The 14065-nt window shown below is 29.0% G+C and carries 13 protein-coding genes; 11 read left to right on the top strand and 2 right to left on the bottom strand.

All coding sequences use genetic code 11. The annotated features are described in order from the left end of the window. Positions 1-980, top strand: a 980-nt coding sequence (locus tag GRQ01_RS03725) for a hypothetical protein (protein ID WP_193699217.1), incomplete at its 5' end; no start/stop codon positions are given. On the opposite strand, the gene GRQ01_RS03730 is transcribed toward GRQ01_RS03725, so the two are convergent. Together GRQ01_RS03730 and waaC are read right to left on the bottom strand one after the other, a co-directional pair. Beyond that, complete coding sequence (locus tag GRQ01_RS03730; RefSeq protein ID WP_203121181.1) at positions 971-1852, bottom strand: lipid A biosynthesis lauroyl acyltransferase; 882 nt, start codon at positions 1850-1852, stop codon at positions 971-973. The two genes, GRQ01_RS03725 and GRQ01_RS03730, sit on opposite strands and share 10 nt — an antisense overlap. Then, positions 1842-2870 carry a lipopolysaccharide heptosyltransferase I gene (gene waaC, locus GRQ01_RS03735; protein WP_158334499.1) on the bottom strand — a complete coding sequence of 343 codons (1029 nt, stop codon included), beginning with the start codon at positions 2868-2870 and terminating at the stop codon, positions 1842-1844. The genes GRQ01_RS03730 and waaC overlap by 11 nt, the downstream gene beginning before the upstream one ends. Before the next feature lie 64 nt (positions 2871-2934). Between waaC and GRQ01_RS03740 the strand changes: the two genes are divergently transcribed. The 10 genes from GRQ01_RS03740 (at position 2935) to pglD (ending at position 14006) form a co-directional block, all read left to right on the top strand. Continuing rightward, a complete protein-coding gene (locus GRQ01_RS03740; protein ID WP_158334500.1) occupies positions 2935-3723 on the top strand; it encodes a 3'-5' exonuclease in 789 nt (262 codons plus the stop codon). 68 nt (positions 3724-3791) lie between these two features. Further along, positions 3792-4778 (top strand): UDP-glucose 4-epimerase GalE, encoded by a 987-nt coding sequence (gene galE / locus GRQ01_RS03745; RefSeq protein WP_158334501.1) that lies wholly within the window; start codon positions 3792-3794, stop codon positions 4776-4778. Continuing rightward, positions 4772-6466, top strand: coding sequence for a BC-type lipopolysaccharide transporter PglK (gene pglK, locus GRQ01_RS03750; protein ID WP_203121183.1), 1695 nt, complete (start codon positions 4772-4774; stop codon positions 6464-6466). Before galE ends, pglK begins: the two co-directional genes overlap by 7 nt. Further along, complete coding sequence (gene pglH, locus GRQ01_RS03755) at positions 6463-7542, top strand: GalNAc-alpha-(1->4)-GalNAc-alpha-(1->3)-diNAcBac-PP-undecaprenol alpha-1,4-N-acetyl-D-galactosaminyltransferase (protein ID WP_203121198.1); 1080 nt, start codon at positions 6463-6465, stop codon at positions 7540-7542. The genes pglK and pglH overlap by 4 nt, the downstream gene beginning before the upstream one ends. Continuing rightward, positions 7535-8464, top strand: a complete 930-nt coding sequence (pglI, locus tag GRQ01_RS03760; protein WP_158334504.1) for a GalNAc(5)-diNAcBac-PP-undecaprenol beta-1,3-glucosyltransferase — start codon at positions 7535-7537, stop codon at positions 8462-8464. Before pglH ends, pglI begins: the two co-directional genes overlap by 8 nt. Next, positions 8452-9549, top strand: coding sequence for an N-acetylgalactosamine-N,N'-diacetylbacillosaminyl-diphospho-undecaprenol 4-alpha-N-acetylgalactosaminyltransferase (pglJ, locus tag GRQ01_RS03765; RefSeq protein WP_158334505.1), 1098 nt, complete (start codon positions 8452-8454; stop codon positions 9547-9549). Before pglI ends, pglJ begins: the two co-directional genes overlap by 13 nt. A 3-nt stretch (positions 9550-9552) precedes the next feature. Beyond that, on the top strand, positions 9553-11694 hold the full coding sequence (locus GRQ01_RS03770) for an STT3 domain-containing protein (protein ID WP_158334506.1): 2142 nt from the start codon (positions 9553-9555) through the stop codon (positions 11692-11694). 9 nt (positions 11695-11703) lie between these two features. Continuing rightward, the gene (locus GRQ01_RS03775; protein WP_158334507.1) at positions 11704-12834 is read left to right on the top strand and encodes a glycosyltransferase family 4 protein; all 1131 of its coding nucleotides are present in this window, start codon (positions 11704-11706) and stop codon (positions 12832-12834) included. Next, a complete protein-coding gene (gene pglC / locus GRQ01_RS03780) occupies positions 12827-13429 on the top strand; it encodes an undecaprenyl phosphate N,N'-diacetylbacillosamine 1-phosphate transferase (protein WP_158334508.1) in 603 nt (200 codons plus the stop codon). The genes GRQ01_RS03775 and pglC overlap by 8 nt, the downstream gene beginning before the upstream one ends. Continuing rightward, positions 13416-14006 carry a UDP-N-acetylbacillosamine N-acetyltransferase gene (gene pglD / locus GRQ01_RS03785; RefSeq protein WP_158334591.1) on the top strand — a complete coding sequence of 197 codons (591 nt, stop codon included), beginning with the start codon at positions 13416-13418 and terminating at the stop codon, positions 14004-14006. Before pglC ends, pglD begins: the two co-directional genes overlap by 14 nt. The last annotated feature ends 59 nt before the right edge of the window (positions 14007-14065 follow it).

Consider the following 14065-nt stretch of genomic DNA (forward strand, 5'->3'; position numbering starts at 1 on the left):
GTGCTTTAAGATCTTTTTTCCAAGATAAAAAAGAAGAAAATATTATTTCTTTTTGTACAACACATGGTTTTGATAAGGATACAAAAATCTTAAAAAAAGAAACTATAAAATCAACTTTTACCCTTATTCAAGAAAGATATATTAAAAGTTCTATAGAAAATATTAATGATTTTATCATTCAAGAATTACCCCATGATGCTATCATACATTTTTTAGACAGTGATGATTATTTTTTAAACAATTGCATAGAACTTTGTATTAAGCCTATGTTGGAAAAGGATTTAGATATTTGTACGCATAATATTTGTAGGTATATCCAAAATGAAGGTAAAATTGTCAACAATCATTATTTTGAAATACCTAATAGTATGTGTAAAAATTACTATGATTGTGCTTTGGATGCTATTATAGATTGTAATAAATATTCTTTTGTATTTGCTTGGCAAGGAATATTTAAGGCTCGTGTTTTAAATCTTTACAAACTTCGTTTTACTCATGGTATATATAATGAAGATAATGATTTTGGTATAATACTTTTTGCTTTGGCTAAGAAAATTTTGTTTTTACATGAAGTATTGATGGTTTATAGAGTAAGAGAAGATTCTTCAAGTTCTAAAAATATAAATAATAATCATGCTTTGCCTAAGTACTTAGAAAATATACGCTATTATTTTGATAATGATGATTTATTAAAAAAATATTATCATTGTTATTGTGTGGTAAAATCAGGTGTGGTTATTAACCGGTTTTATAATGATTATTTGAAAAATAAAAAATGCCAATACGATTCTTTTTTTGTAAATTCCCTTGCTTGGCACTGTAATATATTAAAAATTGATTTAAAAAAAGATCCATTAAATATAATAAAACTAATAAAAAGCACTAGTATAAACAAAATATCTTTGTTAAAGCATTGTATTAAATATTTAATGAGACATCCTAAAAAAATTAAAAATATAAAAAATCTGTTTTATTTATAAATTTCTTCATTAAAGCTTGCAAAGCGTCTGTGGAAGAAAAAATATTCCCAAGGTCTTTTTTTGATCATTTCCTCGCAAGTTTGTGCTTGATAAAGCGTGAGTTCTTCTAAGCTTGAATTCCTTGAGTCTTTGGCTTGAAAAAATTGGATGCAAAAGGAATGTTCTTGGCTTTTATAAGCATAAACGGGTATGATTAAAGCATCGCTTTTTTGCGCTATAAAGCTTGCTCCCATTTGGTAGTTTACTTCTTTGTCGAAAAATTTTACTTTTATACTTTCATTATCTGTGCAGTCTTGATCAGTTAGCATTCCTAAAGCACGCCCTTGTTTTAAAGCTTTTAGCATTTGTTTTAAACCGCCTTTTTTATCAATGAGTTCTATGTCAAATTGGGTGCGATTTTTGCTTAAAATTTCATACATCACTTCGCTTTTTAGTTTTTTTCCTACTATAGAAATAGCTCCGTATTTGGCTGCATAGGCAAGGCTTAAAATTTCCCAGTTTCCATAATGCGCTGTGGCAAAGATAATGGGACGTTTTGTTGCTAAAGCATCTTTGAGAAAATTTTCATTGATAAAACATATTTTGCGAAGAATTTTTTCTTTTGTGGTGTTTTGGTTTTGTAAGCAATCTATGCTAAATTGAGCAAAATTCTCATAAATTTTTAAGGCAGTTTTATTGCGTTGTTTTTTAGTGTATTTTGGAAAGCAAATTTTTAAATTTACATCGATGATTTTGCGGTGTTTTTTATTAAGATAAAAGGTAATTCTTGCAGTGATTAAAGCCAAAAAATGTAAAATAAAATTAGGCATATAAACAACAAAAAAGTTTAAAATATAATAAAGACTAAGGTACAATCTATCTTTATTTTTCACTGAGTAAACCCTTAGCAAGTTTAAAAATGTCCTCTTCTTCTATAAGAGTGATGCAAAAATCGCTTTTGTCAATATGCTTAGCATCTAGGATTTTTTTACCTGCATCAATGGTTTTATTTATATTGGTTTTAAAGGCATTTCTATGGCTAGGGGTTGATCCAAAAATCGTAATGGAAGCTTTATTTAAAGCAAAAGCTAAATGTGTTGGTCCACTGTCATTTCCTATGATTAAATCCATCATTTTAGTAAAGGCTATGAGTTCTTCAAGATTGAATTTTGGGCTTATTTGTATGTTGTTTTGGCATATAGCACTAAGGCTTAAAACCTCTTTGGCAAATTCATGTTCTTTTGCATTGCCCCAAGCAAGCCAAATTTTTGCCTTTGGGAATTCATTGATTAAAAGTTTGCAGAGTATAGCAAGTTTTGTTTTGGGATAGATTTTGTTTTCTACGCTTGAACCTACGTGTATGAGTATGTTTTTTTCATTAGCATTCAGATTGAGTTTTTGGTATAAGGCTTCTTTTGTATCTTTATCTACGTTAAAAATATCTTGTTTAAAGTTTAAATCCTTAGCACTAAAGTCTGTATTAAGCATAAAAGAAGCAAGGGCTAGATATCTTACAAAAACATTTTCATTATAATCAATGCTGAGTTTTTGATTGTAAAAATTATGTGCAAAGCTTTCTTTTAAACTTGTTTTATCAAAGCCAAAATTATTTTTACTTAAAATTCTACTTACTATGGCAGATTTTATGAGTCCTTGCAGATCCATAACTGCATCATAATTATTTTTTCTAGCTTGTAAAAGAATTTGAAAGCTTTTAAACATTTTCTTTTCTTTTAAAGGCAAGGCATAGAGCTTGTCAATTAAAGGATGGTTTTTTAGTATGCCTTCGAATTTAATATCTACAAACCAATGAATCTCTATATCTTTTTTGAAATTTTTGATAAATTGTAAAACCACGGCACTTTGTATAATATCGCCAAGTGCTGATAAGCGAACGATTGCTATTTTCATTAAAACCTGTATTTTAAAATTTTTGCTATGATTTTAGCAAAATTATTTAAAAAAAGGTTAAAAAATGATAAAAAATGAAAGTTATATTTGTATTTTTGATTGTGAAAGTATACCCGATACGGATTTAATCCGCAAAACTTTAGGTTTTAATGGAGGGGATTTAGAAGTGAGTTTGCAGGCTTTGCAATGGCAAAAAGAACAAAGTGGGAGTGAGTTTTTGCCCTTGCCTTACCACAAAATCATTAGTATTTGTGCAGTTTTAAGCGATGGTTTTGGAAGATTTATTAAAGTAAATAAAATTGATGGCAATAGTGAAAAAGAAATGATTGCTAATTTTTTTAATTTTATTGAGACTTATGAGCCAAAATTAGTCAGTTTTAATGGTAAAAATTTTGATATGCCTGTGCTTGTTTTAAGGGCTTTAAAATATAATATTAAAGCTGCAGCCTATCTTGATACGCAAAGTGATAAATGGAATAATTATAAAACAAGATTTTCAGAACTTAAGCATTGTGATTTGTTTGAGTCTTTAGGAGCTAATGGTCGTGGGATGAAGCTTGATACTTTGTGTTCTATGGTGGGTTTGCCAGGAAAATATGAGGTGCAAGGCGATGCTGTCATGGAGCTTTTTTATCAAAATGAGCTTGAAAAAATTCATGAGTATTGTGAAAGCGATGTTTTAAACACCTACATGCTTTTTTTAAAATATGAGCTGATTAAAGTTAATATCAATGAAGAAGATTATAAGCGTTTTCTTGTTTGTATGTGTGATTATTTGCGTTTGAAAAAAACAGATAGGGCTTATGTAGAAATTTTTATTAAAGCTTGTGAGAATGAAATATCAAAATTATAATCTTGAGCATTTAAAAAAATATATTAAAATTTCTTTTTAGGATAAAATTTAAAAATGAAGGATTGTGGATGAAAATTCTTATTAGTGGTGGTGCGGGCTATATTGGATCTCATACTTTAAGGCAATTTTTAAAAACCAATCATGAAATTTGTGTGTTAGATAATCTTTCTAAGGGATCTAAGATTGCCATTGAAGATTTAAAAAAAATAAGGGATTTTCGATTTTTTGAGCAAGATTTGAGTGATTTTAAAGCTATAAGAACTCTTTTTGAGAAAGAAAAATTTGATACTGTAGTGCATTTTGCTGCTAGTATTGAGGTTTTTGAAAGTATGCAAAACCCTTTAAAATATTATATGAATAATACAGTAAATACCACTAATTTAATCCAAACTTGCTTGCAAACAGGTGTAAATAAATTCATATTTTCATCAACAGCAGCTACTTATGGTGAGCCACAAAGTCCAGTTGTGAGTGAAACAAGTCCTTTAATGCCTATTAATCCTTATGGGCGTAGTAAATTAATGAGTGAAGATATTTTGCGTGATGCGAGCATGGCACATCCTGAATTTAAGCATTGTATTTTAAGATATTTTAATGTTGCGGGTGCTTGTATGGATTATAAACTTGGGCAACGCTATTTAAAAGCAACTTTATTGATAAAGGTTGCAGCTGAGTGTGCTGCACAAAAACGCGATAAACTTTTTGTTTTTGGAGATGATTATGATACAAAAGATGGCACTTGTATAAGGGATTTTATCCATGTAGATGATATTTCAAGTGCGCATTTAGCAGCTTTAGAATATTTAAATCATCATCAAAGTGATGTTTTTAATGTGGGTTATGGACATGGTTTTAGCGTTAAAGAAGTGATTGAGGCGATGAAAAAAGTTAGTGGAGTGGATTTTAAAGTCGAGTTTGCCTCACGACGTGCAGGGGATCCTAGCGTACTCATTGCTGATGCAAGCAAGATTAGAAAGCTTACTTCTTGGGAGCCAAAATACGATGATTTAGAGCTTATTTGTAAATCTGCTTTTGATTGGGAAAAACAGTGTTAAAAAAGCTTTTTTTTATTTTAAGCAAGGAAGATAAAAAATTTTTATTTTTTTTGCTTGTTTTTTCAGTATTGATTTCTTTTATAGAAACTTTTGCGATTTCTTTAGTGATGCCTTTTATTGCTTTAGCAAGCGATTTTTCTTATTTTAATACAAATAAATATTTAATTTTTATCAAAAAATACCTTAATATCCCTGTTTTTGAAATTGTGGTTTATTTTGGATTAGCGCTTATAGTTTTTTATCTTTTACGATCTTTATTAAATGCATATTATTTTCATCTTTTAGCAAGGTTTTCTAAGGGGCGTTACCATGCTATTGCTTATAAGGTTTTTTCTAAATTTTTAAATATCAATTATGAAAAATTCAGCGAAAAAAATCAATCTGAAATTGTGAAGTCTATAACAGGAGAAGTATATAATTTAAGCACAATGATTGCATCTTTTTTGCTTTTAATGAGTGAAATTTTTGTGGTATTTTTACTTTATTCTTTAATGCTTTTAATCAATTATAAAATCACTTTGTTATTGAGTATTTTTATGATATTAAATGCTTTTGTTTTGGTTAAAATTTTAAGCCCTATTATTAAAAAAGCAGGTACAAAACGCGAAGAATCTATGAAAAACTTCTTTGAAATTTTAAATACTAATTTAAATAATTTTAAATTTATTAAACTTAAAACCAAAGAAGAAGGGGTTTTAAATCTTTTTAAAGCACAGAGTGAGGCTTTTTCTAAGGCAAATATTATTCATGAAAGTATAGCTGCTATTCCTAGAATTTATCTTGAAGGGATGGGTTTTTGTATACTTGTTTTTATAGTAGTTTTTTTGGTTTTGAAAAATGAGAGTGATATTTCAGGAATTTTATCCATAATTTCTATTTTTGTTTTAGCGCTTTATCGTTTAATGCCTAGTGCTAATCGTATTATTACAAGCTATCATGATTTGCTTTATTATCATTCTTCTTTGGATATTATTTATCAAAATTTAAAGCAAGAAGAAGAGAATTTAGGCCAAGAAAAGATAGATTTTAAAAAAGAATTAAAAATTTGCAATCTAAGTTTTGCTTACAAAGGGAAAAAGTATTTGTTTGAAAATCTGAATTTGCATATTAAAAAAGGTGAAAAAATCGCTTTTATAGGTGAAAGTGGCTGTGGGAAAAGTACTTTAGTAGATCTTATTATAGGACTTTTAAAACCAAAAGGGGGACAAATCATGATTGATGATAAAAAATTAAGCAAGGACAATGTTAAAAATTATCGTCAAAAAATAGGTTATATCCCGCAAAATATTTATCTTTTTAACGATACTATTGCTAAAAACATTACTTTTGGTGATGAAGTTGATGAAGAAAAACTTTATAGGGTTATTAAGCAAGCTAATTTAGAACATTTTATTAAGAATTTAGAGCAAGGTGTGCATACAAAAGTCGGTGATGGAGGGAGTAATTTAAGCGGGGGACAAAAACAACGCATCGCTATAGCAAGGGCTTTATATTTAGAGCCTGAAATTTTAGTACTTGATGAAGCTACTTCAGCACTAGATATGCAAAGTGAAGCAAAGATTATGGATGAAATATATAAGCTTTCAAAAGATAAAACCATGATAGTAATCGCACATCGTCTTTCAACCATAACACAATGTGATAAAGTTTATCGTTTAAATCAGGGTAAGCTTGAAAAGGAAAGATAATGAAAATAAGTTTTATCATAGCGACTTTAAATTCAGGTGGAGCCGAGCGTGTTTTAGTGACTTTAGCAAATGCGCTTTGTAAAGAACATCAAATTCATATTATTAAATTCCATGCGCAAGATTCTTTTTATAAGCTTGATGATAAAGTCAAGCTTACAACTTTAAAGCAATTTAGATTTGATACACTTTATCATAAAATTGTAAGCCGTTTTAAAAAAATATTTGCTTTAAGAAGGGCTTTAAAAGAGAGTAAAGCTGATGTTTTTATCTCTTTTTTAGATACTACAAATATTGCTTGCATTGTGGCAAGCTTAGGGCTTAAAACACCTATAATTATTAGCGAACATAGTAATAAAGCGTATTTAAAACCTAAAATTTGGCGTTTTTTAAGACGCATTAGCTATCCTTTTTGCGATGCTTTAAGTGTGCTTGGAAATGATGATAAAAAATATTATGAACAATTTGTTAAAAGAGTAGAGCTTTTACTTAATCCTTGTCATTTTAGCGATGAGCTTGCTTTACATTCTACTTTTACAAAAGAAAATTTAGTATTATTTATAGGACGTTTAGATCAGAATAAAAACCCTGTAATGTTTTTAAAAGCTATAGCAAAATTAGATAAAAATTTGCAAGAAAATTATCAATTTGTTATAGCAGGGGATGGATATTTAAGACAAGAGCTTGAGTATAAAGCAAAGTCTTTAGGAATAAAGGTTGAGTTTTTAGGTCATGTTGAAAATATAAGATCACTTTATGAAAGGGCAAAGGTGCTTTGTCTTTGTTCTTTTATGGAGGGTTTGCCCACAGTTTTGATAGAAAGTTTGTATTTTGAAGTTTGTAGGATTTCAAGTTCTTATTACAATGGAGCTAGGGACTTGATTGAAGATAATTATGATGGGCTTTTAGTAGCTTGTGATGATGAGCTAGCTTTGGCAAAGAAAATAGAGCAAGTTTTAAAGGATGAAAAATTCAGAAAAGAGCTTGTATTAAATGCTAAAAAACGGTGCAAAGACTTTGAAATTTCACGTATTAAAAACCAATGGCTTAAACTCATATTAGAGGTTAAAAATGCCTAAACTTTCACTCATTGTACCTACTTATAATCGTTCGGCTTTATTGAAAAAAGCACTTGAAAGTATACAAAATCAAGATTTTAAAGATTTAGAAATTATTGTTAGTGATGATAATTCTGATGATGATACTAAAAGTGTGGTAGAGGATTTGCAAAAAGATGATAAGCGTATTAAGTATTTTTTAAATCAAAATTATAAACAAGGTCCTAATGGTAATAAAAACAATGGTTTAGATAAAGCCAGAGGCGAATTTATAGCTTTTTTAGACGATGATGATGAAATTTTGCCTAATGCTTTGAGTGTTTTAATGCAAAAAGCTGCCCAAGGTTATTCTCATGTTTTTGGAAATTGTTTAATAGAAAAAGAAGGTGTTTTAAGCACTGAGTTTAGTGGGAAAGGTTTAGAAAAAGACACTAAAATTTCTAAAAAAGATTTTTTAATGCAAAAATTTAGAGGAGAATTTTTTTCTGTATTTAAGAAATCTTTGCTAGAAAATAAGCGTTTTAATGAAGAATTTTATGGAAATGAGGCTACACTTTGGGTGCATTTGTATCAAGAAAAAAGCTTTTATATCCACAAAGCCTTTAGGATTTATCGTATTTTTAGAAAAGATAGTGTGACTTTAGGATCGAGTAAAAATGCTTATAGGGTGTATTTGGGGTATTTAGAGCTTGCTAAAATTTTAGAAAATGAACTTCAAATTAGCAAGGATAAAGATTATAAAAAAGTTTGTGCAAGCCATTATAAAATGGCGGCTTATTATGCTAAGCTTGCTAAAAATTACAAAGCGCTTTATTTGTGTTTGTTTAAAAGCTTGAGTATGAAGATAAATACTCCTGCTTTAATATTACTCATTTTAAGTATAATTCCAAGTAGGTGGATTGAAAAATTATCAAAAATTCGGGTGGCTTTATGCAAAAATTAGCAATTTTTATTTATTCTTTAGGAAGTGGTGGTGCTGAAAGGGTTGTAGCGACTTTATTGCCTATTTTGAGTTTGAAATTTGAAGTGCATTTAATCTTAATGAATGATAAAATTTCTTATGAAATCCCTGAGTGTAAAATTCATTTTTTAGAACATTCAAGAACAAATGAAAATTCTATTTTAAAATTTTTAAAACTACCTCTTTTGGCCTTAAAATATAAAAAACTTTGTCAAGAAATTCATGTTAATACGGAATTTGTTTTTTTAAATCGACCCAATTATATAGCTTTACTAGCAAGAATTTTTGGAAATAAAACCCGCCTTGTGATCAATGAGTGCACTACCCCAAGTGTGATGTATGCTAAAAATAATTTTAATGCTTTAGCAAATAAATTTTTAATTTCTTTGCTTTATCCTAAAGCAGATCTGATTTTACCTAATTCTAAAGGCAATTTAGAAGACTTGGTTCAAAATTTCAACATAGCTTCTCAAAAATGTGAAATTTTATATAATGCCATTGATTTTAAAAACATAGAGCAAAAATGCCTTGAAGAGCTTGCTTTAAAAGATAAATTTATTTTAAGTGTGGGCAGGCTTGATAAGGGTAAAAATCATGCTTTATTAATCCGTGCTTATGCTAGATTAAAAACTGATTTAAAGCTTGTGATTTTAGGAGAAGGGGAATTAAAAGATGAGCTTTTGGGTTTGATTGAAGATTTGAATTTAAAAAATAAGGTTTTGCTTTTAGGTTTTGATAACAACCCTTATAAATACATGGCCAAATGTGAATTTTTTGCTTTTGCTTCTGTATTTGAGGGTTTTTCTAATGTTTTGATTGAAAGTCTTGCTTGTGGATGTGCTGTGGTTTGTACTGATCATAAAAGTGGTGCAAGAGAGCTTTTTGGTGATGATGAATTTGGTCTTTTAGTTGAGGTAAATAATGAAAATTCTATGTTTAATGGTTTGAAAACCATGCTTGAAGATGAGAAATTAAGAAAAGCTTATAAAAATAAAGCTAAAAGTAGGGCTGTGGCTTTTGATAAGGTAAAAATCGCACGTGATGTTTTAAAATATTTACTAGGATAAAATATGTTAAGGAAGGAATATTTAAAAAACCCCTATGTAGTTTTAAGCATAATGCTTGTATTAGCTTATGTTTTTAGTGTACTTTGTAGGTTTTATTGGGTTTGGTGGGCAAGTGAGTTTAATGAGTATTTTTTCAATAATCAACTAATGATAGTTTCTAATGACGGATATGCTTTTGCTGAGGGTGCAAGAGATATGATAGCAGGTTTTCATCAGGCTAATGATTTAAGTTATTATGGATCTTCTTTATCTACACTTACTTATTGGTTTTATAAAATCATGCCTTTTTCTTTTGAAAGTATTATTTTATATATGAGTACTTTTTTATCTTCTTTGGTGGTTATTCCTATTATTTTAATAGCTAATGAGTATAAACGTCCTTTAATGGGTTTTATAGCTGCTCTTTTAGCAAGCATAGCAAACAGTTATTATAATCGTACTATGAGTGGTTATTATGATACAGATATGCTTGTGATTGTTTTGCCTATGTGTATTTTATTTTTTATGATAAGGATGATTTTAAAGAAAGATTTTTTTTCTTTAATTAGTCTGCCTTTGTTTGTAGGGATTTATCTTTGGTGGTATCCTTCAAGTTATACTTTAAATGTTGCATTAATCGGTCTTTTTTTTATTTATACTCTTGTTTTTCATAGAAGTGAAAAGATTTTTTATTTAGCAGTGATTTTATGTTCTTTGACGCTTTCAAATATAGCATGGTTTTATGAAAGTGCTATTATAGTAATACTTTTTGCCTTGTTTGCTTTAGAGCAAAAACGTTTAACCTTTTTAACTATAGGAATTTTAGGATTTTTAACCTTAATATTTTTGATTATAAGTGGAGGTATAGATCCTATACTTTATCAGCTTAAATTTTATATTTTTAGAAGCGATGAGAGTGTGAGTTTGACTCAAGGATTTATGTATTTTAATGTCAATCAAACTATACAAGAAGTTGAAAATGTAGATTTAAGTGAATTTATGAGAAGGATTAGTGGGAGTGAGATTGTCTTTTTAGCTTCTTTTATTGCTTTTATTACTTTTATGAGAAAGCATAAAAGTATAATGATAGCTTTGCCTATGCTTGCACTTGGTTTTTTAGCTTTAAAAGGGGGGCTTAGATTTACAATATATGCTGTACCTATAATGGCTTTAGGATTTGGTTTTTTATTAAGTGAAATAAGGGTAATGATATTAAAAAAATATAGTCATTTCATCTCAAATCTTTGTATTGTTTTTATAAGTATTTTGGCTTTAACTCCTGCATTGTTTCATATTTATAATTATAAAGCACCGACTGTTTTTTCTCAAAAAGAAGTTTCTTTATTAAACCAATTAAAAAGTATAGCTAAAGGCGAGGATTATGTGGTAACTTGGTGGGATTATGGTTATCCTGTGCGTTATTATAGTGATGTTAAAACCTTAGTGGATGGAGGAAAGCATTTAGGAAAGGATAATTTTTTCCCTTCTTTTGCTTTAAGCAAAAATGAACAGGCTGCGGCTAATATGGCAAGACTTAGTGTAGAATATACAGAAAAAAGTTTTTATGCTTTGCATAAGGATGTTTTAAAAACAGATATTTTACAAGCTATGATGAAAGATTATAATCAAAGCAATGTGGATTTGTTTTTAGCTTCTTTATCTAAAGCTGATTTTAAGATCGACATCCCAAAGACGCGCGATATTTATTTTTATATGCCTGCTAGAATGTCTTTGATTTTTTCTACGGTGGCAAGTTTTTCTTTTATCAATTTAAACACAGGGATTTTAGACAAGCCATTTACTTTTAGTACAGCTTATACTACAGATATCAAAAATGGCGAGATTTATCTTAGTAATGGGGTGATTTTAAGTGATGATTTTAGAAGTTTTAGAGTAAATGATAATGTGATTTCAGTTAATAGTATTGTAGAGGTTAATTCTATCAAACAAGGAGAATATAAAATCACTCCTATTGATGATAAGGCACAATTTTATATTTTTTATCTTAAAGATAGCCCTATTGATTATGTGCAATTTATTTTAATGGATAAGACTATGTTTAATAGTGCTTATGTGCAGATGTTTTTTTTGGGAAATTATGATAAAAATTTGTTTGATTTAATCATTGATTCTAGAGATGCTAAGGTTTTTAAACTTAAAATTTAAAAGGTAAAAATGAAAATAGGTTTTTTATCCCATGCAGGATCAAGTATTTATCACTTTAGGATGCCTATTATTAAGGCTTTAAAGGCTAGGGGAGATGAAGTTTTTATTATAGTACCACAAGATCAATACACTCAAAAACTTCAAGAATTAGATTGTAATTTGATTGTTTATGAACTTCATAGGTCAAGTTTAAATCCTTTTGTGATTTTTAAAAATTTTTTCCACCTTGCAAAAATTTTGAAAAAATTAAATTTAGATCTTATTCAAAGTGCTGCACACAAAAGCAATACTTTTGGAATTTTTGCAGCAACTTGGGCTAAGATTCCTTATCGTTTTGCTCTTATAGAGGGCTTGGGATCTTTTTATATAGAACAAGGTTTAAAAGCTAATTTAGTGCGTTTTATGATCAATACTCTTTATAAAATCAGTTTTAAACTAGTTTATAAATTTATTTTTGTTAATGAAAGCAATGCGCAATTTATGCGAAATTTGGGACTTAAAGAGGATAAAATTTGCATTATAAAATCAGTTGGAGTTAATTTAACAAAATTCTTTCCTATCCATATGGATTTAGAAAAAAAAGAGCTTTTTTGGAAGCGATTTAATATAGATAAAAAGCCTATTGTATTAATGATTGCTAGAGCTTTGTGGCATAAAGGTGTGAAGGAATTTTATGAGAGTGCTAAGATTTTGCAAGCAAAAGCCAATTTTGTATTAATAGGGGGAAGGGATGAGAATCTTTCTTGTGCGAGTTTGGAATTTTTAACTTCATCTAATGTGTATTATTTAGGTGCTAAAGAAAATATAGTAGAATTTTTGCAAAATAGCGATATTTTTGTTTTACCAAGCTATAAAGAGGGTTTTCCTGTAAGTGTTTTAGAGGCAAAAGCTTGTGCAAAAGCTATTATAGTGAGTGATTGTGAGGGTTGTGTTGAGGCTATTTCTCATGCTTATGATGGGCTTTGGGCAAAGACTAAAGATACTCAAGATTTAACTGATAAAATCCTATTTTTATTAGAAGATGAAAGATTAAGATTGAATTTAGGTCAAAATGCTGCTAAAGATGCTTTAAAATATGATGAGAATCTCATTGCACAACGCTATTTAAAACTTTATGATGAAAGAGTGAAAAATGTATGAGAATGTTTTAAAAAGAATATTTGATTTTACTTTAGCTTTTTTGCTTTTAGTACTTTTTTCTCCTGTGATTTTGCTTATTGCTTTGGTTTTAAAAATAAGTCAAGGGACTGTGGTTTTTACCCAAGAACGTCCTGGATTAAATGAGAAAATTTTTAAGATTTATAAATTTAAAACTATGAGTGATGAAAAAGATGAGAAGGGAGTATTATTAAGTGATGAATTGCGTTTAAAGACTTTTGGAAAGATTCTTAGAACTTTGAGTTTGGATGAGCTTTTACAACTTTTTAATATTTTAAAAGGGGATATGAGTTTTGTAGGACCTAGGCCTCTTTTAGTAGAGTATTTAATGCTTTATGATGAAGAACAAAAACTACGCCATAAGGTACGTCCTGGTATAACAGGCTGGGCACAAATAAATGGTAGAAATGCCATTTCTTGGAGTGAAAAATTTAAATTGGACGTGTATTATATAAGGCATATTTCTTTTTATTTTGATTTAAAGATTATGTTTTTAACTGTGTTAAAGGTATTAAAACGCACTGGGGTGAGTAAAGAAGGACATGCTACAACAGAGAAATTTAATGGAAAGAACTGAAAAAATTTATATTTATGGAGCAAGCGGCCATGGGCTTGTTTGTGAAGATGTGGCTAGGAGTATGGGCTATAAAGAATGTATTTTTTTAGATGATTTTAAAGGAGTAGGCTTTGATCCTAGTTTGCCTAAGTATGATTGTTTTGTCGCTATAGGGGATAATAAAATAAGAAAAAAAATCTATGAAAAGCTTTTAAAAAATGGTTTTAAAATTGTCAATCTTATTGATAAAAGCGCTTTGGTAAGTCCTAGTGCGATTATAAAAGAGAATGCAGGGATTTTAATCATGCCTTATGCAGTAGTTAATGCTAAAGCTAAAATAGAAAAAGGCGTTATTTTAAATACTTCAAGTGTGATTGAACACGAATGTGTAGTTGGAGAATTTAGCCATGTAAGTGTAGGGGCTAAATGTGCAGGGAATGTTAAGATAGGTAAGAATTGTTTTTTAGGGATTAATTCTTGTGTTTTGCCTAATTTAACCTTGGCTGATAATAGTATTTTAGGTGGTGGGGCAACTTTAATTAGAAGTGAAAAAGAACAAGGTGTTTTTATAGGAGTTCCTGCGAAAAGAAAAAAATAAAATGCTATTTTATAAAAAGATTTTTATTTGTTTCTTTGTAAATTTTTAGGTAAAATATA

Source organism: Campylobacter bilis (assembly GCF_016806695.1).
Lineage (GTDB): Bacteria > Campylobacterota > Campylobacteria > Campylobacterales > Campylobacteraceae > Campylobacter_D > Campylobacter_D bilis.